Genomic DNA, 18019 nt, shown 5'->3' with positions numbered 1-18019 from the left:
CACGACGATTTCATATCATTGGCCAGGGTGAATACCTTACCTTGCTGAATATCCTAACCCATAGCCCCTATGCATGGTCGGCTCTTCGGGCAGTGAATGCAGCGGCGCGGCAAAGCGATGTTTGCGATAGTAGCGGGTGAAACTTCCCTTCGCAGCCACGGAGCGCCCATGTGCCCAACTGAACACCAGATGCTCGATGTAAACGGTATCCGCCTGAGTTTGCATACCGCAGGTCCGCAGGATGGCCGCCCCGTCTGGCTACTGCACGGATTTCCAGAGTGCTGGTATTCCTGGCGTCATCAGATCGAAGCGTTGGCAGCCATGGGTTATCACGTACATGTACCTGAAATGCGCGGCTACGGTGAAACCAGTGCCCCTAACGATCCTGGCGCTTACGACCTGATAACCCTATGCGCTGATATTCAGGCAGCCATGCAGGTATTGGGGCATGAGCAGGTCGCCATGATCGGTCACGACTGGGGCGCACCTGTTGCATGGCACCTGGCGCTACTGGAACCCAAGCGGGTCAAGGTTGTCTGCGGCATGTCGGTACCCTTTGGCGGTCGCCCCAAGAGACCGGCCATCGAGGTAATGCGCGAGCTTTACCAGGACCGCTTCCATTACATGCTGTACTTCCAGAAACCTGGCCTGGCAGAGGCGGAGATGGCCGAGGATATACCTCGAACCATGCGCGTCATGATGCATGGCATGTCCGGTACCGCCGGCGGCAGTACCCTGGTGCAGGACAAGCCGGCCGACGCCCGCTGGCTGGATGACCGGATCGATCCTGGAAGCCCGCCCGCCTGGTGCCCGCCAGAGGCGTTCGAGGTCTATGTGAAAACCTTCCAGCAAAGCGGTTTCCACGGTCCGGTCAGTTGGTATCGCAACTTCGAGCGCAACTGGGAACGTACCGCCGGGCTCGCCGGCCAGAAGATACTGCAGCCGGCACTCTTTCTGATTGGGGATCAGGACCCTGTGGGGGAGCTAGAGGCCTATACAATCAAGAAGATGCCGGCTGTGGTGCCGCTGGTGGAGCAACACGTGCTGGATGATTGTGGCCACTGGATTCAGGGTGAAAAGCCACAGCAGGTCAATGAACTGCTACTCGCCTTCCTGCATCAGCATTATTGAAAAAAAGAACGCAACAGGAGCATCGTCAATGGCATTTCCCGATCTAGCCGGCAAACGAATCTTGCTGACCCAGGCAGATGTATTCATGGGCCCGGTGCTGAAGCAGACACTCATCCAGTGTGGTGCCGATGTCATTTCCAGCACCACCACCCTGGTGGAGCCCCATGCCGCAGACGAACTGATTGCGCAAAGCGGGGAGCTGGATGTACTGCTGATCAATCTCGGCGTACCGGCACCCTCCACCCCCGCTGAAAAAGTCGACGATGCCGAATGGCGATTGATGTTCGAGCGCATGGTCGATCCCCTGCAACGCCTGGTTCGCGCCGTATTGCCGGGCATGATCGAGCGTCAGCGCGGCAAGGTCCTGCTTATGGGCAGCGCTTCGGCACTGCGCGGCATGAAGCGGGCGTCCAGCTACAGTGCCGCACGGGGTGCGCAACTGGCTTACGTGCGCGCAGTCGGGGTGGAAGTGGCGAAGCACAACATTCAGGTCAATGCGATTGCCCAGAACTTTGTCGATAACCCAACCTACTTCCCGCAGGAAATCCAGGACAACCCCGCTTTTCAGGAGCGGGTAAAACGGGAGGTCCCCCTGGGTCGTCTGGTTACTGCGGATGAGGATGCACAGTTCGCTGCGTATCTCTGCAGCGATGCGGCAAACTGTTTCGTCGGTCAGGTATTTCCCGTTTGCGGCGGTTGGGCTGACTGAAATCCGGTATCCGGTCACAGCTTGTCAAACAAAGGGGCTGCGCTACAGGAAAGTTGTCATGTGACTCTGATATGGTTTTGACAAATAAGAACCAAGAAGGGAATCCACCATGTCGGCTACTACCCTGCGTCTGGCTTGCCTGACCTCCGCTCTGGCTCTGGCCTTTCCAACCACGCTACTGGCCCAGCAAAGCGGTTCACCCCTGGCTGAAGCGATAGCGGCGGCAGGAAATTATCCCGGATACCAGAACCGGATAAGCTCTGCTGAACTGCAAAACCTTCTCGATGCGGCAGCTCGATCGGATCTGGCCCTGCGCACTGCCGCAACCCCGATGATAAACCGCAGCCGTGAGGCCGGCCTGTCGGTCTACGTGGAAACGCTCGGCATGGTCAGCACTACCCAGTCAGCGCTGCTCGAGCAGATGCTGCAAAGCCGATACGGCGCATCCTCCGTTACCTCTGTCGCATCTGCCGACGCCAGTAACAACGGCGGCATCAGTACCGGCTGGCTGTTGGGTGGTGCGGCAGTAGCGGGTATAGCCGCAGCAGCAGGTGGTGGTGGTGGTGGTGGCGGTGGAAATAGCGCGCCTGTCGAGGATCCGATTGTCGATGAAACTCCCGGCCTGCCCACATCACCCGTTTCGCCTACCCCACCGCCGACCGAGGAGCCCGCCCCCGAGCCCACCGACCCTGACCCAACCCCGGAGTACGGGCCCGAGCCAGGACCGGAGAACCCCGCCGACAAGCTGCTGCCCCTGTCCAACGAGCACGCACTTACCAACGGCTATAATCTGACTTACGGCCACATCGCCCACGAGCGTGGCTTTACCGGCGCCGGTAGCCGGATCGCGATAATCGACAGCGGCGTGCGCAGTACGCACATCGAATTGAACGGTCAGATAGCGGGTCACTATAACGTGCTGACCAACGAGACCTCGGCCCAGGCCGGCAGCGACAGCGGTGACCACGGTACTCACGTGGCCGGCATCCTGGCCGCACGCCGCAACAACACCGGGACTGTTGGCTACGCCTACGGGGCGCAGTTGCTGAACGTGCGCTTCACCAATGACGCCGACGAAATCACTGCCTCTGACCAGCAATTGGCTACCGGCTTTGCCTGGGCGCGCAACAACGGTGCCCGCTGGTTCAACAACAGTTGGGGCATCGATGTCACCGTAGCCGACGCCGGGCGGGCCACCATCGAGAGCGCATTTCCGGCACTCCTTGCCGAATGGCAGACCGGCGTTGCTGATCAGCGCGTGTATGTCTGGGCAACCGGCAATGAGGATTTGGATCAGCCCCTGGTATTTGCAGCACTTCCCTCCTTGTATCCCGAGCTGCAAAACCACTGGATCGCCGTTGCCAGCGTGGATTCGAATACCGGGGTTCTCTCATCGTTTTCCAACGCCTGCGGAGACGCGGCGCAGTGGTGCCTGGTAGCGCCGGGTACCGACATTGTCTCGAGTATCAATCTGGGCGACGACCGCTATGGAAGGTTCTCTGGCACCTCGATGGCAACCCCTGCGGTGACGGGTGCACTGGCTGTAGTCAGCCAGGCATTCCCGACCCTGTCCAGCGATCAGGTTGTGCAGCGGCTCTTCTACACTGCCAACAAGGAAGGTCGATACGCGGACACAAGCCTCTATGGCCAGGGCTTGCTTGACTTGGAACTGGCTACTCGGCCAGTGGGCACGCTGACTGTGGTCAGCGCAAACGGCAAGGCCTTACCGGTGGCTGGCTCCGCGCTGGTGTTGGGTGCCCCCTTCGGCAGTGCCAACCCCTTGGCCGGCCTGCAGGTGATGACTACCGACCAGTTGAGTGCGGGTTTTGCGATAGACCTGGGTCAGATGCTGACGCCACGGGACTTTCGGTATGACAGTGGCCGGGGCTTCACCAGACTGAGTCGTAGCCAGGCGACGGAAATCCGCGACCAGCAGCGCTTTACCCGGTTTTCCGCAGAGGGCCGGGAAGACAGTCTGGTAATGACCCTTAGCCAGGGCAACGGTCAATCCCTTTCGATTGGTCAGGTGGACAGTATGGATATGCTCGATGACCGGGCCTCCCTGTCCGGATTGAGCCAACTTGATACCGGGATGGCCTCGCCATTCTGGTTGCAACAGCAGGGAGAGCAGGCTCTGGCCATGCGCCAACGGATACCTCTCGGGTACGCCAGCCTTGAAATCACCAGTGCGGCCAGCGCCCTGCGTCACGGCATGTCTATCGGATTGAGTAGCACCACCAGCACCTATGCGGCGACCCTCGAAGCGGGCTATCTGCGGGGTCGTGATGGCCTGTTCGACAGCCGCGGGCGCGGGGCACTGGATCTGTCCAGCTCCAGTCAGACCTTGTATGCCGGTGTGCGGGGCCATATGCGCCTGGGCGCATTGGCGATCGAGCATGCGGGCTATATGGGCCAGACGCAAGTGGATGGCGCGGGGCTGTTCGGTGACCTGGGCCGAGTGCTCAGCAGCAGCTGGCTAGTGTCAGGTGTCTATAACCGCGGCAGCGAAGACCTGGGGCTGGTGTTCCAGCAGCCCCTGCGAGTTGAATCTGCCGATACCCGCGTCAACGTCGCCACCGGCTACAACGGCAACCTGTTCGACATGCAGTCGTTGACTCTGAATCTCGCGCCTGACGGACGTCAGATGAATCTCGAGGCATTCTGGCGCAAGCGTCTGCCGGGCAACAGGGACGTCAAGCTGTCCTGGCTGGGCATCCGAGAGCCTGGACATCAGGCGGACGCGCCACCCATGCAGGTTCTCATGGGCCAATGGCAGCAACGTTTTTGAGTGGTGGGCAGGCCTCTGCGAGGCCTGCCATTGATTTACCGCGGAGCCTTATTCGGCTGTCAGGTAGGAGGAGCGGGTCAGACCCAGGCGCAGGGCATCGACAAAACGTGCACGCTCGACCGAGGTAAGCTTTGCGCCGGCAACCTTGTCGCGATACCGGGTAACCAGCTCATCGGGCTCGAAATGCACGTAGCGCAACATGTCCTCGATGGTGTCGTGGGTTTCGATGCCGCCATGCACCACCTTGCCATCGCTGCGCAGGTAGACGTTGACTGAATCGGTATCGCCGAACAGGTTGTGCATGTCACCGAGAATTTCCTGGTAGGCGCCGACCATGAATATCCCCAGCAGATAGTCCTCGCCTTCGCGCAGCTCATGAACCGGCAGACTGTTCTCGATGCTTTGCTCGTCCACATAGTGGCGGATCTTGCCGTCGGAATCGCAGGTAAGATCCTGCAGCACCGCTCGGCGCATGGGCTCCTCGTTCAGACGATTGATCGGCATGATTGGCAACACCTGATCGATTGCCCAAGTATCAGGCAGACTCTGGAACACCGAGAAGTTGCAGATGTACTTGTCGGCCATCTTGTCGTTCAACTCATCGAGTACTTGCCGGTGCGAGCGCTGGCGTGCCTTGAGTAGTGTATGCAGGCGCGAGCAAAGAGCGAAGTAGCACTGCTCGGCAAGGGCCTTCTGGGACAGGTTGAGCTTGCCCTCTGCATACTGGGCCGCCACATCGCTCATGTAGTGGGTAGCGCGCCAATAGGTTTCGGTAACCATCTCGATGTCATTGTGATCGAGCAGCCCGACAAGATTGCGTACAACCTGCGGCAAGCTCTCTAGATCGTCGATCGGCGGCACAGTGTCATTGTGCCTTTCGACGTCGGTCACCTGAACCACCAGCACCGCATGGTGGGCCGTCATTGCCCGTCCGCTCTCGGAGAAGATGTGCGGATGGGGCAGATCCTGCGCTTCACAGAAATCCTTCAGCATGCTGACGATGGTGTGTGCGTACTCGCCAACGTCATAGTTGATCGAGCTGGCATTACGCGAATGCGTGCCATCGTAATCGACGCCAAGTCCACCGCCCACGTCGATATGATCTACTGGCAGGCCGAGGGACCGCAGCTCCCCGAAGTAACGTATCGCCTCACGGAACCCGTGCTGGTAATCAGCCAGGTTGGCAATCTGCGAGCCCATGTGAAAGTGCAGCAGACGTACCCCTTCCTGCAAACCGGCATCACGGAACTGCTCGACCACGCGCAGGAGTTGGGCCGCGGACAGACCAAACTTGGATTTTTCGCCACCAGTATCCGCCCACTTGCTTGAAGCCAGCGAGGATAGCCGCACACGCAAACCCACCTGCGGCGTCACGCCCAACCTTTCGGCTTCGTCGATGACCAGACGAACCTCGGACTCTTTTTCGATAACAATGAATACGTTATGCCCAAGCTTTTGCCCGATCAGTGCGAGGTTGATGAACTCGCGATCCTTGTAGCCGTTGCAGACGATGGTGCCGCCCTTGGGCGCCAATGCCAGCACAGCCATCAGCTCCGGCTTCGAACCAGCCTCCAGTCCGATGGAGACGTTCTCGGTAGCGATGATATTTTCCACCACCGCCTCCTGCTGATTGACCTTGATCGGATACAGCGCGGTGTAGCCACTGCGGTAATCAAGCTCTGCAATACTGCGATCAAATGCGCCGGTCAGTTGACGGACCCGGTCCTGCAGAATATCCGGAAAACGCACCAGCAACGGCAAGTCCAATCCGCTCTCGCGTAGTTGCGCTACCAGTTCATGCAGGTCGATAGGACGGCCATCTGCGCCGCGGGGCATCACATCAACGTGACCCTGTTCATTGATATTGAAATAGCCGGCACCCCAGTGACGGATTCCGAAAACGCTGCGGCTGTCTGCAACCGTCCAGTCTGATGCGTCTTCCTTGCGCGAACGTCGCTGTGACACCATCTGTTCCACCTCCTGAATGGGGCCGCATGGGCACCCTGAAATCTGAAAAACAGGCTACAGGATAAAGCAAAACGGGCAATCTCGCGCGCTCGCACAGCGCGATGGCAACCTATTTACCATATCGATGGAGCCCCGCGCCCTCTGGCCTGAATACTCTTCAACCGCTAATGTGCCTGACATCTATTGAGCCCGCAGGGCCTAGCAATCAAGGAGCATTATCATGCAGCAATATTTCAGCCTGGCTGGTCGCACCGCACTAGTGACCGGCGGCAGCCGTGGAATCGGCAAGATGATCGCCAGGGGGTTTCTGGAGGCTGGCGCCCGCGTCATTATCTGCAGCCGCAAGCTGGACGAATGCGAGGCGACAGCCAAGGAGCTGGGCCAGTACGGTGAGTGCCTGGCACTGAGCGCCGACCTATCCTCCGAGGAGGGCGCGCGTCAGCTGTATACCGATTTGCAGGCGCACTGCCAGCAACTGGATATCCTGGTCAATAACGCGGGGACCAGTTGGGGTGCGCCCCTGGAGGAATTTCCAGTCAAAGGCTGGGAGAAGGTCATGCAACTGAACGTGACCTCGGTATTCAGCTGCATCCAGCAGTTGCTGCCGCTGCTGCGCAAAGCCGGTTCGGGCACGAGCCCGGCCCGGGTGATCAACATCGGATCTGTTGCCGGCATCAGTGCCTTCGGCGAACAGGCCTATTCCTACGGGCCAAGCAAGGCAGCGGTGCATCAGTTGTCGCGCATGCTCGCCAAGGAGCTGGTCGGCGAACACATCAATGTCAACGTTATTGCGCCGGGACGTTTCCCGAGCAAGATGACCAGCCACATCCAGAGTGATCCAGCGGCATTGGCCGAGGACTGCAAGTTTATCCCCATGAAGCGCTGGGGACGTGAGGAGGAGATGGCTGCCCTGGCTATCATGCTGGCCAGCACCGCAGGAGCCTACATGACCGGCAATATCATCCCCATTGATGGGGGCTTTACACTCTAGAGCTGTATCGGCAGCGGTGCGCAATGTGCCGCTGTCATGACCGCTTAGCGTTCCGAGCTGAACACTGCCACATTCTTGCCCTTGGCTTTGGCCCGGTACAGCGCCCTGTCCGCGCACTCGAGAACCTCATCGGTTGTCGCTCCATCTTCTGGCCAGAAGGCTCCACCGATACTGCAATATACGCGAGCCTCACCCGCTTCCAATGCTACGGGCAGGCTGACCGCCTTGAGGGTGCGATCAGCGAGTTGACGAGCAATACGCTGGATATCACCGGAACCCGGCACCAGCACAATGACGAACTCGTCCCCTCCCAACCGCACCAGCAAATCGCCGTCTCTCACCTTGGACTGCAGACGCTCGGCCACAACCGCCAACAACTCATCACCTGCCGCATGCCCCATTTCGTCGTTAACCCGTTTGAATCCATCCAGATCAAGGAACAATAGAGCCAAGGGTAGCGTGGGATCGTGACTAAGCAAAAAGCGCTCGAATGCGGCCCGGTTGGCCAGGCCGGTGAGGCTGTCAGTCAGCGCCAGTTCGGACATCTCGTCCAGCCGGTTCTCCTGGTGACCCAATGCCTCTACCAGGTGCCGGATAGAAGCGCCCAGGATCTCGATCTCGCGCGCTCCCCTGATGACCGGAATTTCTGCATGCTCTCTTGCACTCAGGCGATCTGCAGCCCGAGCGATGCGTTTGAGTGGAGCGGTCAGATAGCCACTCATCAACCAGCCTGCGATAGCAAAAACCAGCGCCAGAAGCGACCCCGCAAAAAATATGAACGTCTGCGCATTTTCGGCTGGTTGATCGGCAACGGCCAAGGGCTGGCGGGCCACCACGACCCAACCCAGACCGGCATAATCCCCATGACCATCGGCAAACGCCACACCTGTCAGGTACTTCGCCTCCCCCGGCCATTCGACGACCTGCCACAGACCGGCTGACTTGCTGCCCGAAACCGGTAGAAAATCCTCAACCTGCTTGCCAACCCAGTCTTTGGGCCCAAGCAAGACAGCGCCGTCAGAGGCAAGTACGAAAAACTCCGCTTCACGGCGCTCTTGAGTCGCACGCAGCAGCGATCGGCTGATTTCCCCCGCCCAGGACCAGGAAAGATGCGCAGCCAGCACACCCAGCAACCGACCTTCGTCGTCGCGCATTGGCCAACTGATATCGACGAACTTCATTGTCTCACCGGACGGATTGGGTAACAGGCTCTGCAACAGAAGCGCCTCGTGGACATCACCAATGAACAACCCGTCCAATGCCTCGCGGTAAACCGGGCGGTGGGCAATATTGATGCCCTCTAGAATTCGGTCACTACCGACAGAGACAGTGCCCTGTGCATCCAGCAGACCTATCCAGGCCAGAGCAGGCATCTTCGCGCTAAGCTGATCGAGCAAACGGATCTGCTCCTGCCGTGCGTCCGGTTCACGCAACGCATCTAGCTGGGCAAGTACTTCGAGTATGGAAGCCCGCGCTGCCATATCACGGTCCAGCCGATCCCCCATCTGATAGGCCAGCTCCACCAGCTCACGACCTGACTCCTCGCGCAGTCGCTGGGACAGGTCAACGTTGATAAAGGTACCCAGCAACCAGCTCAGCAGGACCACGATCAACGCGATCAACGCAGCGAGACGGGTTCGAAGGCTGGTACTGCGGGCCATCATGGAATCCTTCATTTGGCCTTTGAATTTATCGAATTATACCTGCGCGAGGGGGTCAAATACGACCGTGAGCACCCGGTTTACCCGCTCACAACGACCCCGGAAGAACCGGCTGCAGCCCTTGACTCATGCCGCCATGCATACAAATATGACGAATCTATTTAACAGCTATAAATATTATATGAGCAAGGAACCTGCCCTGTACGTGCCTTTAACAGCGGGTTGAGATAATTTTTCATATATGTTTATCATGTATAAAGTATTTACACGTAAATATTGGACACCCATGACGCAGACACCCGTAACACTTAGAAAACCAGAGGCCACAGACGGCTTTGCCCTGAACGAATTAGTGGAGCGCTGTAAGCCGCTGGACACCAATTCGGTTTACTGCAACCTGCTGCAGTGCAGCGATTTTCGCGATACCGCCATCGCCGCACTCACCGACGAGGGAGATCTGGTCGGATTCATTTCCGGCTATCGTCCCCCGGCCCGGTCCAACACGCTTTTTGTCTGGCAGGTTGCTGTAGATAGCCGCATGCGTGGCCAGGGCCTGGCGCTCAAGATGCTTATGACGCTGGTCAAGCGCGTCGCAGCCGAAGGTGTTGACCATATTGAAACCACTATTTCACCCGGCAACGAAGGATCCGAAGCGCTGTTCAAGAAAGCCTTCCGTGAACTCGGTGCCGAGTACGAAACCAGTGTTCTCTTTTCCAGCGCAACGCATTTCAACGGTCACCATGACGATGAAGTGCTCTACCGCGCAGGACCTTTTGCAATAACGACTGCCTAAGAATTTGATATCAGGAGATACCATGAGCAACTTCGAACAATTCGAAAAACATGAGTCCGGCATCCGCAGCTATTGCCGTTCCTTCCCCGTCCTGTTCAAACAGGCGCGCGGCGCGGAACTGATCACCAGCGAAGGCAAGCACTATATTGACTTTCTAGCCGGCGCCGGCACGCTGAATTACGGCCACAACCACCCGGTTCTGAAAAAGGCCCTGATTGACTATATTTCCGACGACGGCATCACCCACGGTCTGGACATGTATTCAGGTGCCAAGGAGACCTTCCTCGAGGCGTTTCATCGGATCATTCTCGAGCCGCGCGGTTTCGGTGACTACGTGACCCAGTTCAGCGGCCCTACCGGTACCAACTCGGTAGAAGCCGCGCTGAAGCTCGCCCGCAAGGTAACTGGCCGTAATAACGTCATCAGCTTCACCAATGGCTTCCACGGCGTTACCGTTGGCGCACTGGCCGTGACCGGCAACCAGCATCACCGTGGTGCCGCAGGCGTCCCGCTGACCGACGTCAGCCGCATGCCCTATGCCAACTACTTCGGTGAAGGCGTGAACACCATCTCGATGATGGACAAACTGTTGAGCGACCCCAGCAGCGGCATCGACAAGCCCGCTGCCGTTATTGTGGAAGTGGTCCAGGGTGAAGGCGGTCTGAATACCGCATCAGCCGAATGGATGCGCAAACTGCAGAAGCTATGCAAGAAGCACGGCATGCTGCTGATTGCCGATGACATCCAGGCTGGCTGTGGCCGTACTGGTACTTTCTTCAGCTTTGAGGGCATGGGCATTCAGCCAGACATTATTACCCTGTCCAAATCGCTGAGCGGCTACGGTCTGCCCTTTGCGGTTGTGGTAATGCGTCGGGAGCTGGACCAGTGGGAACCGGGCGAGCACAACGGTACCTTTAGAGGCAACAACCTGGCCTTCGTCACCGCAGCTGCCGCCATGGAGCACTTCTGGACCACTGACGAGTTCGCCAAGAGCGTCCAGGCCAAGGGCAAAATGGTCAAGGAACGGATGCAGAAGATCGTCCGCAAGCACGGCCCCGATTCCTTGTTCGTCAAGGGTCGCGGCATGATGGTCGGCATCAGCTGCCCCAACGGTGAGATTGCATCAGCAATCTGCCGCGAAGCATTCCAGCATGGCCTGGTAATTGAAACGAGCGGCAATCACAGCCAGGTAGTCAAGTGCCTCGCCCCGCTAGTTATCACCGAACAACAGATCGACCAAGCCATGACGATTCTCGAAGCAGCATTTGCGAAAGTCATGAACGAAGACACTGCCGAACAGGCATCTTGAGGAGAACGGAATATGATCGTACGTACACTGAAGGATTGCGAAGCCTCGGATCGCCGGGTCAAGTCGGATAACTGGGAAAGCACCCGCATGTTGTTGAAAGACGACAATATGGGCTTTTCCTTTCACATCACTACCATCTATGCCGGTACCACGACGCACATCTGGTACAAGAACCACCTTGAGTCGGTGTACTGCATGAGTGGTGACGGCGAGATCGAAACTATCTCGGATGGCAAGGTCTACAAGATCGAGCCAGGCGTGCTCTACATTCTCGACAAGAACGATGAGCACTGGCTGCGTGGCGGCAAGACCGACATGAAAATGGCCTGCGTATTCAATCCGCCTTTGAGCGGCAAGGAAGTGCACGACAAGGATGGCGTCTATCCGGTTGATGATAGCGTTTCTGGCTGATTGCCCGCCGCCGGCAAAGGCGCACCGACTATGCGTCTGCGCCGGCAGCGACGGCTGAAGCCGTTGGTAAGAAGTCACCCGCACCCGCGAGGGATGCGAGCAACATTCACCAACGCAAAATGAGAATTATGCATACAGTAGAAAAAATCGGCGGCACCTCGATGAGCCGCTTTGATGAAGTACTCGACACCCTTTTCATTGGCGACCGCAAGAAAAGCGAGCTGTATAATCGCGTCTTTGTGGTTTCCGCTTACGGTGGCATGACCAACTTGCTGCTGGAACACAAAAAATCCGGTGAGCCCGGCGTCTACGAGCGTTTTGCCGACGCACAGAACGAAGATGCCTGGCTGGACGCGCTTGATGCGGTACTGGTCAGCATGCAGGCCAAGAACGCCGAACTGTTCAGCGGTGAATATGAGCGTCAGGCAGCTGATCGCTTTATTGAAGGCCGCATAGGTGACGTTCGTGACTGCATGCTCAGCCTGCAGCAACTGTGCACCTATGGCCACTTTCAGCTCACCGAGCATCTGATGAAGGTGCGCGAGATGCTGGCTTCACTGGGCGAAGCACACAGTGCTTTCAATACAGTCCTGGCCCTGAAGAAGTATGGCGTCAACGCCCGCCTGGTCGACCTCACGGGCTGGAACCAGGCAGAACCCAAACCGTTTCTGGAAATGATCAAGGACAGCTTTGCCGGGATCGACCTGAGCAAGGAGCTGGTGGTAGCCACAGGCTATACCCACTGCAGTGAAGGTCAGATGAATACTTTCGACCGCGGCTACAGTGAAATCACTTTCGCCCAGATTGCTGCCACAACCAGCGCTCGCGAAGCGGTGATCCACAAGGAATATCACCTTTCCAGTGCCGATCCGAACCTGGTTGGGTTGGACAATGTGGTCACCATAGGCCGCACCAATTATGACGTAGCCGATCAGTTGTCCAATCTCGGCATGGAAGCAATCCATCCCAAGGCGGCACGTACATTGCGTCGCGCGGGCATACAGCTACGCATCAAGAATGCCTTCGAGCCGGATCATGCGGGCACCTTGATCAGCCAGGATTATTGCAGCGAAAAGCCCTGCGTAGAGATTATCGCCGGTCGCAAGGACGTCTTTGGTCTTGAGGTATTCGACCAGGAAATGCTGGGCGATGTGGCCTATGACATCGAGATAACCAAGCTACTCAAACAGCTCAAGCTGTATGTAGTTAACAAGGATTCCGATGCCAACAGCATCACCTACTACGCGTCCGGTTCCCGGAAGATGATCAATCGCGCTGCACGCCTGATCGAAGAGAAGTACCCCATGGCGGAAGTGCACGTGCATAATATTGCCATCGTCTCCGCGATCGGCTCGGACCTGAAGGTAAAAGGTATTCTGGCCAAGACGGTCGCTGCGCTGGCCGCAGCCGATATCAGCATTCAGGCAATCCACCAGTCGATCCGCCAGGTGGAAATGCAGTGTATTATCAATGAAGATGATTACGACGCTGCAGTGGCTGCCTTGCACCGCGCGCTCATCGAGCCCGAAAACCACGGCGATGTAATAGCTATCGCATGAAATGTCGCGTGAAACAGTCGCATGAAATGTCGCGTGAAATAGCCGCCTGAGCAATACGGCAAGCGACCCAGAGAAAGCTGCAAGCACACCTTGCAGCTTTTTTTATGGCTGATCCCTAGCCCCTGCCAGGCCCCGCCCCTAGAATGGCGGTTTACAATACAAAGAACGGGAATTCCATTTTGATCGAAGCTGTCTGGATCGCCTTTGCCTTCATCCTCGGTCTGATCATGCGTCAGGTGGGACTACCACCCCTGATTGGCTACCTTGCGGCAGGTTTTGCGCTGGCAGCTTTCGGCGATACCTTCGGCGTTGGCCCCCAGGACAGTTATATTCTGGCCCACATTGCCCATCTGGGCGTTCTGCTGCTGCTCTTTACCGTCGGCCTGAAGCTCAAGCTCAAGAACCTGGTACGCCCAGAGGTGATCGGCGGCAGCCTGATCCATTTCGTGTTATCAACGGTCATTTTTCTGCCCGGCATTCTGGTGCTGCTGGACATCAGTATGCGCGAATCGATTCTGCTGGCCGTCGCACTGTCATTCTCCAGTACCGTACTTGCCGCCAAGGTATTGGAGAGCAAGCGCGAGTTGCGGGCCTTTCACGGCCGCGTGGCTATAGGCGTGCTGATCATGCAGGACCTGATCGCCCTGTTGGTCATCAGTATCGCCAGCGGCACTTCCCCCTCCGCCTGGGCGCTTCTGGTATTTGCGATACCACTGCTCAAACCCCTGCTCTATCGTTTGCTGGATATGTGTGGTCACGAAGAGCTGCTGGTGCTGCTGGGCCTGTTCCTTGCGCTGGTTATTGGTGGCGTGGGTTTTGAATCTGTCGGGTTGAGTTCGGAGCTGGGCGCCCTGGCTTTTGGTGCCATGCTGGCCAACCACAAACGTGCCGGCGAGTTGTCGCAATCACTGTGGAGTCTGAAAGAAGTATTCCTGGTCGGTTTCTTTTTGCAAATCGGTATAGGCGGGCTGCCCGACGCGGATGCCATTATCTTTGCCCTGGTGATGGCCGTGGTGCTGCCGCTCAAGGGCGTATTGTTCTTTTTCCTGTTTCTGCTCTTCAAGCTGCGTGCGCGCAGCGCCTTTCTCAGCAGCGTGAGCCTGACCAACTACAGCGAGTTTGGCCTGATTGTTGCCAGCGTGGTCCTACCCGAATGGTTGATTCCTCTGGCGATAACCGTATCGCTGTCGTTCATTTTTTCCGCCCCCATCAATCGATTTGCGCACCCGCTTTACGAGCGTCTGGCCAATCGCTTGATCCCATTCGAGCGGGACATCCGACATCCTGACGAACAGCCACTATCGCTGGGTGACGCTGAAATCCTGATCATGGGCCAGGGCCGGACCGGCCGCGCGGCATACGATAGCCTCGCAACCAAGGGCTACCGGGTAGTAGGCCTGGATTCTGACCCGGTAGCCATAGAAGCAAGCATTGCTGCCGGACGGCAGGCGCTTTTTGCCGATGCCGAGGACCAGGTGTTCTGGCAAAGCTTGCAGATGCCCCAGGTGCATTCTGTGGTGTTGGCAATGAACGACGCCGAAGCCAAGACCATCGCGGTGCAGAAGCTGCGCAGCCGTGGTTTCAAAGGCCTGATCGTTTCCCACGCCATGTACGAAGACATTGCCGAGCGCATTCTGGAAGCGGGGGCAGACCTGGCCTACCTGACGATGAGCGAAGCAGGCAACGGCCTGGCCGAGCAGGTGAATCGCGCCATCATCAGCCGTCAGCCAGCGCCGCAAGACCAACAAAACTAATTACTGGAAAGCAGAAAGGCCTTCACCTGCTGCGCCGCTGTAACCGAGTGCTCCTGCATGAAACAGTGGCCGCCCGGGGTCGCACGTGAAGTCACCCGGGCGTTGCTTGCAGCCAGCTTGCGAGCGGACTGGAGAACGAACGGATAGGTGTTTTCACCGTGAATCAGCAGGGTATCGGTGCGGATGCGTTTCAGCGCTGGCCAGAGGCGCTCAGGCATGCTCTCGAACACCTCGGCCTCGCGGGAGGGCCGGCATTTCAATTCGACGCCAAGCTCGTCATGGTCTTTCAATGCGTGATCGATGTGGGCGCGAAAAGCAGCCTCCTCCCAGCCCCTGAAAATGCCACGACCATGCAGTGCGGCGTAGGCCGCCTCGCGGTCCGGCCAATGGTGACGGCGGGCTCGCGCGCTATCGGCCATGGGATTGCGGCGCATGCCAAGCAGGCTCAGGCTGGTACGCAGCCCGATCAGGGACACAGGAAACAGGACCGGATCAAGCAGGACCGCACGGCGGAACACATCAGGATGACCCGCCAGAATCAGGCTGGTCAGAACACCGCCGAAGCTGTGTCCGCACGCGTAAGCCTCTACCGCACCAAAGCGCTCACGGCCGGCTGAGAATGCCTCGAGAGCGAGCTCGGCATTCCGATTCCAGCCCAGAAAACGCCCTCCATGGTCGCTTTCCCCGTGGCCTTGCAGATCGCATAACCACAGATCGAAATCCGCGGCCAGGTGCTCGAGCATCAGCTCATAGCTGCGAGTGCAGAAGCCGTTGCCATGCAGGAAGTGCAACAGGGGCTTGCCGGAGGGCGGCGAATGCCAGCCTCTCAGAGTAAAACCGGCGCGGGTATTGTGACTCCAGGGTAGCAACTGCATCGGGGGCGGCTCTTTTGTTTAAAGCGGCATTCTAGAGGGCCAGCGCCCGGATGTCAGCGATTTGTGGACTCAGACAGGCCCAGCCCGGCCCCCACACCAGTCTCATGACTGGCGCAATCGCCTGGCTTACTTCAGCCAGTCCAGCGTCAACAGCAGGCGGCGTTCGCCCTGCCGCACGCCTGGTGAACGATGAATCAGGCCCCGACCCGTATTACCCTGCCAGCGCTCCCCCTTGAGCAACGCCACCTCCCCGACTCCCAGGGCCTGGCCGTGTACATGCCGAGCGTAGCGATCTATACCCGGGCCGCCCAGATGCTCGCGCGGCAACTGCCCTTCGGCCAACCACTCCGATCCCGGCCCTGCGTAGGAAGTCACCAGCCGCACCGGCACATGATCGACATGCCAGCGCGGGCACATGGCCTGCTCAAGGGAGCGCAGGCGCAAGCCGATAATCTGCGCGTCCACCAGACAGGCGAAAGCGTCCACCAGATGGGCCACATCGGCAACAAAGTCGGCATAGCCCTCAAGATGACTCATGGCCCCTGCCAGGCGCGGCATGCGCACAGCACAATTACCCGAGTCATCGGTAATGACATCCAGGGTGTGGGATTCGGCCAACTGGCCACCACACTGCAGCAGAGCGTCGGAAAAGCGCTCCACTGATGTCGCCAGCGGTCGTTGCCATACCGCCAGATTGATCTCGTCGCGGAAGATCTCGAGCAGCGTATCCATGGAGCCTGCCTGGACCCAGGCGGGTACCGTCATCTGATCTGCCGCATGCATCAGGCGGCCTGCTCTTCGGACCAGGGACCGAAGGGGTCGGTCAATGCCGTCCAGGCACCCTGCCCCATGGCCATTTCCTCCTCAGTCAGCAAGCAGGCATCGAGGTCCTGGCGCAAGCGAGCGAAGTCGATGTGCTGGCCGATGAACACCAGTTCCTGGCGGCAATCACCCACCTCGGCATCCCAGTTGGCCATGATTGTCTCGACCTCCTGCTCCTGCGTTGGCCAGTGCGCCCGGGGAACCGAACGCCACCAGCGGCCCGCATAGCTGTAGCGCATCAAACCACCCGCTTGGGACCAGCTACCGGCTTCGGACGGCCGACTGGCCAGCCAGAAATAGCCCTTGGAACGCAGCAGCCTGCCGTTTTCCCAGGTGCGAGCGAGGAAGGCATGGAAGCGTTCGGGGTGAAATGGCTTGCGCGCCTGGTAGGTGCCGGAGGCGATGCCGTATTCCTCGGTTTCGGGAACATGCTCGCCACGCATTTCCTTGAGCCAGCCCGGGGCCATGGCCGCTCGCTCGAAGCTGAAGCGCCCGGTATTGAGTACCTTGTCCAACGGCACCTGGCCCATGACCATCGGAATTATCTCGGCCTCGCTGTTCAGTCCACGCAAAATGGCCTGCAGCTCCTCACGGGCAGTAAGGGATATCAGGTCGACCTTGCTGAGCAGGATGACATCGGCAAACTCCACCTGCTCGATCAACAGATCGGTGATCGAGCGCTCATCCTCTTCACCCAACGTCTCGCCGCGACTGGCCAGAGTCTCGGCAGCCTGGAAATCGTTGAGAAAGTTGACCCCATCGACCACGGTTATCATGGTGTCCAGCCGCGCCAGGTCGGAGAGACTGCGCCCCTGCTCGTCCCGGAAGGTGAAGGTCTCAGCTACCGGCAGCGGCTCGGAGATACCCGTGGATTCGATCAGCAGATAATCGAAGCGTCCCTCGCCAGCGAGCCTGGCGACTTCCTCCAGCAGGTCCTCGCGCAGGGTGCAACAGATGCAGCCGTTGCTCATCTCGATCAGTTTTTCCTCGGCACGGTTGAGCGTCACATCACGCTGGACCTCACTCCCGTCGATATTGATCTCGCTCATATCATTGACGATAACGGCCACCCGCAAGTTCTCCCGATTACGCAGAATCTGGTTGAGTAGCGTGCTCTTGCCTGCCCCAAGAAATCCTGACAATACGCTGACAGGCAATAACGAATCACTGTGCTGCATCAGACATACTCCGACTATGACAACATTGTTTAATATTGATATAACATAACATTATTCCTCAGGCAGATAG

At 58.3% G+C, this 18019-nt stretch carries 14 protein-coding genes; 9 read left to right on the top strand and 5 right to left on the bottom strand.

Annotation, left to right across the window (positions count from 1 at the left end):
• The first annotated feature begins 168 nt into the window (after positions 1 to 168).
• The 3 genes from FZF01_RS12320 to FZF01_RS12310 all read left to right on the top strand — a co-directional run bounded on the left by FZF01_RS12320 (position 169) and on the right by FZF01_RS12310 (position 4628).
• Positions 169 to 1131, top strand: a complete 963-nt coding sequence (locus FZF01_RS12320) for an alpha/beta fold hydrolase (RefSeq protein WP_150278472.1) — start codon at positions 169 to 171, stop codon at positions 1129 to 1131.
• A gap of 28 nt (positions 1132 to 1159) precedes the next feature.
• Entirely contained in the window at positions 1160 to 1840 is a 681-nt protein-coding gene (locus FZF01_RS12315; RefSeq protein WP_150278471.1) for an SDR family oxidoreductase, read from the top strand.
• Between the two features lie 109 nt (positions 1841 to 1949).
• Positions 1950 to 4628, top strand: a complete 2679-nt coding sequence (locus FZF01_RS12310; RefSeq protein ID WP_150278470.1) for a S8 family peptidase — start codon at positions 1950 to 1952, stop codon at positions 4626 to 4628.
• A 48-nt stretch (positions 4629 to 4676) separates the two neighbouring features.
• Here the strand turns inward: FZF01_RS12310 and speA are convergent, their stop codons facing one another.
• The gene (speA, locus tag FZF01_RS12305; protein WP_150278529.1) at positions 4677 to 6593 is read right to left on the bottom strand and encodes an arginine decarboxylase; all 1917 of its coding nucleotides are present in this window, start codon (positions 6591 to 6593) and stop codon (positions 4677 to 4679) included.
• A 223-nt stretch (positions 6594 to 6816) separates the two neighbouring features.
• Here speA and FZF01_RS12300 point away from each other — a divergent pair, with 223 nt between their 5' ends.
• Positions 6817 to 7587 carry an SDR family oxidoreductase gene (locus tag FZF01_RS12300; protein ID WP_150278469.1) on the top strand — a complete coding sequence of 257 codons (771 nt, stop codon included), beginning with the start codon at positions 6817 to 6819 and terminating at the stop codon, positions 7585 to 7587.
• A 44-nt stretch (positions 7588 to 7631) separates the two neighbouring features.
• Here FZF01_RS12300 and FZF01_RS12295 read toward each other — a convergent pair whose 3' ends face one another.
• Entirely contained in the window at positions 7632 to 9248 is a 1617-nt protein-coding gene (locus FZF01_RS12295) for a sensor domain-containing diguanylate cyclase (protein ID WP_150278468.1), read from the bottom strand.
• A 286-nt stretch (positions 9249 to 9534) separates the two neighbouring features.
• Here FZF01_RS12295 and ectA point away from each other — a divergent pair, with 286 nt between their 5' ends.
• The 5 genes from ectA (at position 9535) to FZF01_RS12270 (ending at position 15074) form a co-directional block, all read left to right on the top strand.
• Positions 9535 to 10041 carry a diaminobutyrate acetyltransferase gene (gene ectA / locus FZF01_RS12290; protein ID WP_150278467.1) on the top strand — a complete coding sequence of 169 codons (507 nt, stop codon included), beginning with the start codon at positions 9535 to 9537 and terminating at the stop codon, positions 10039 to 10041.
• 22 nt (positions 10042 to 10063) lie between these two features.
• A complete protein-coding gene (gene ectB, locus FZF01_RS12285; RefSeq protein WP_150278466.1) occupies positions 10064 to 11350 on the top strand; it encodes a diaminobutyrate--2-oxoglutarate transaminase in 1287 nt (428 codons plus the stop codon).
• 12 nt (positions 11351 to 11362) lie between these two features.
• Positions 11363 to 11761 (top strand): ectoine synthase, encoded by a 399-nt coding sequence (locus FZF01_RS12280; protein WP_150278465.1) that lies wholly within the window; start codon positions 11363 to 11365, stop codon positions 11759 to 11761.
• Positions 11762 to 11889: 128 nt separating this feature from the next.
• The gene (locus FZF01_RS12275; protein WP_150278464.1) at positions 11890 to 13320 is read left to right on the top strand and encodes an aspartate kinase; all 1431 of its coding nucleotides are present in this window, start codon (positions 11890 to 11892) and stop codon (positions 13318 to 13320) included.
• Between the two features lie 179 nt (positions 13321 to 13499).
• Positions 13500 to 15074 carry a cation:proton antiporter domain-containing protein gene (locus FZF01_RS12270; protein ID WP_150278463.1) on the top strand — a complete coding sequence of 525 codons (1575 nt, stop codon included), beginning with the start codon at positions 13500 to 13502 and terminating at the stop codon, positions 15072 to 15074.
• Here FZF01_RS12270 and FZF01_RS12265 read toward each other — a convergent pair.
• The 3 genes from FZF01_RS12265 to zigA form a co-directional block, all read right to left on the bottom strand.
• On the bottom strand, positions 15071 to 15949 hold the full coding sequence (locus FZF01_RS12265; RefSeq protein ID WP_150278462.1) for an alpha/beta fold hydrolase: 879 nt from the start codon (positions 15947 to 15949) through the stop codon (positions 15071 to 15073). The genes FZF01_RS12270 and FZF01_RS12265 overlap by 4 nt on opposite strands.
• Positions 15950 to 16075: 126 nt before the next feature.
• Positions 16076 to 16732 carry a DUF1826 domain-containing protein gene (locus FZF01_RS12260; RefSeq protein ID WP_150278461.1) on the bottom strand — a complete coding sequence of 219 codons (657 nt, stop codon included), beginning with the start codon at positions 16730 to 16732 and terminating at the stop codon, positions 16076 to 16078.
• Positions 16732 to 17949, bottom strand: a complete 1218-nt coding sequence (gene zigA, locus FZF01_RS12255; RefSeq protein WP_150278460.1) for a zinc metallochaperone GTPase ZigA — start codon at positions 17947 to 17949, stop codon at positions 16732 to 16734. The genes FZF01_RS12260 and zigA overlap by 1 nt, the downstream gene beginning before the upstream one ends.
• Between the last annotated feature and the right edge of the window lie 70 nt (positions 17950 to 18019).

Source organism: Halopseudomonas salina (assembly GCF_008641105.1).
The sequence above is the reverse complement of the archived record's forward strand: the minus strand, read 5'-3'. Positions and strand labels throughout refer to the sequence as shown.

Bases quoted from the DNA above. Each gene is read 5' to 3' on its own strand.
- FZF01_RS12315 (WP_150278471.1), top strand. From the start codon at position 1,160: ATGGCATTTCCCGATCTAGCCGGCAAACGAATCTTGCTGACCCAGGCA.
- FZF01_RS12320 (WP_150278472.1), top strand. From the start codon at position 169: ATGTGCCCAACTGAACACCAGATGCTCGATGTAAACGGTATCCGCCTG.
- ectA (WP_150278467.1), top strand. From the start codon at position 9,535: ATGACGCAGACACCCGTAACACTTAGAAAACCAGAGGCCACAGACGGC.
- FZF01_RS12280 (WP_150278465.1), top strand. From the start codon at position 11,363: ATGATCGTACGTACACTGAAGGATTGCGAAGCCTCGGATCGCCGGGTC.
- FZF01_RS12260 (WP_150278461.1), bottom strand. From the start codon at position 16,732: ATGCATGCGGCAGATCAGATGACGGTACCCGCCTGGGTCCAGGCAGGC.
- zigA (WP_150278460.1), bottom strand. From the start codon at position 17,949: ATGCAGCACAGTGATTCGTTATTGCCTGTCAGCGTATTGTCAGGATTT.
- FZF01_RS12275 (WP_150278464.1), top strand. From the start codon at position 11,890: ATGCATACAGTAGAAAAAATCGGCGGCACCTCGATGAGCCGCTTTGAT.
- ectB (WP_150278466.1), top strand. From the start codon at position 10,064: ATGAGCAACTTCGAACAATTCGAAAAACATGAGTCCGGCATCCGCAGC.
- FZF01_RS12300 (WP_150278469.1), top strand. From the start codon at position 6,817: ATGCAGCAATATTTCAGCCTGGCTGGTCGCACCGCACTAGTGACCGGC.
- FZF01_RS12265 (WP_150278462.1), bottom strand. From the start codon at position 15,949: ATGCAGTTGCTACCCTGGAGTCACAATACCCGCGCCGGTTTTACTCTG.
- FZF01_RS12310 (WP_150278470.1), top strand. From the start codon at position 1,950: ATGTCGGCTACTACCCTGCGTCTGGCTTGCCTGACCTCCGCTCTGGCT.
- FZF01_RS12295 (WP_150278468.1), bottom strand. From the start codon at position 9,248: ATGGCCCGCAGTACCAGCCTTCGAACCCGTCTCGCTGCGTTGATCGCG.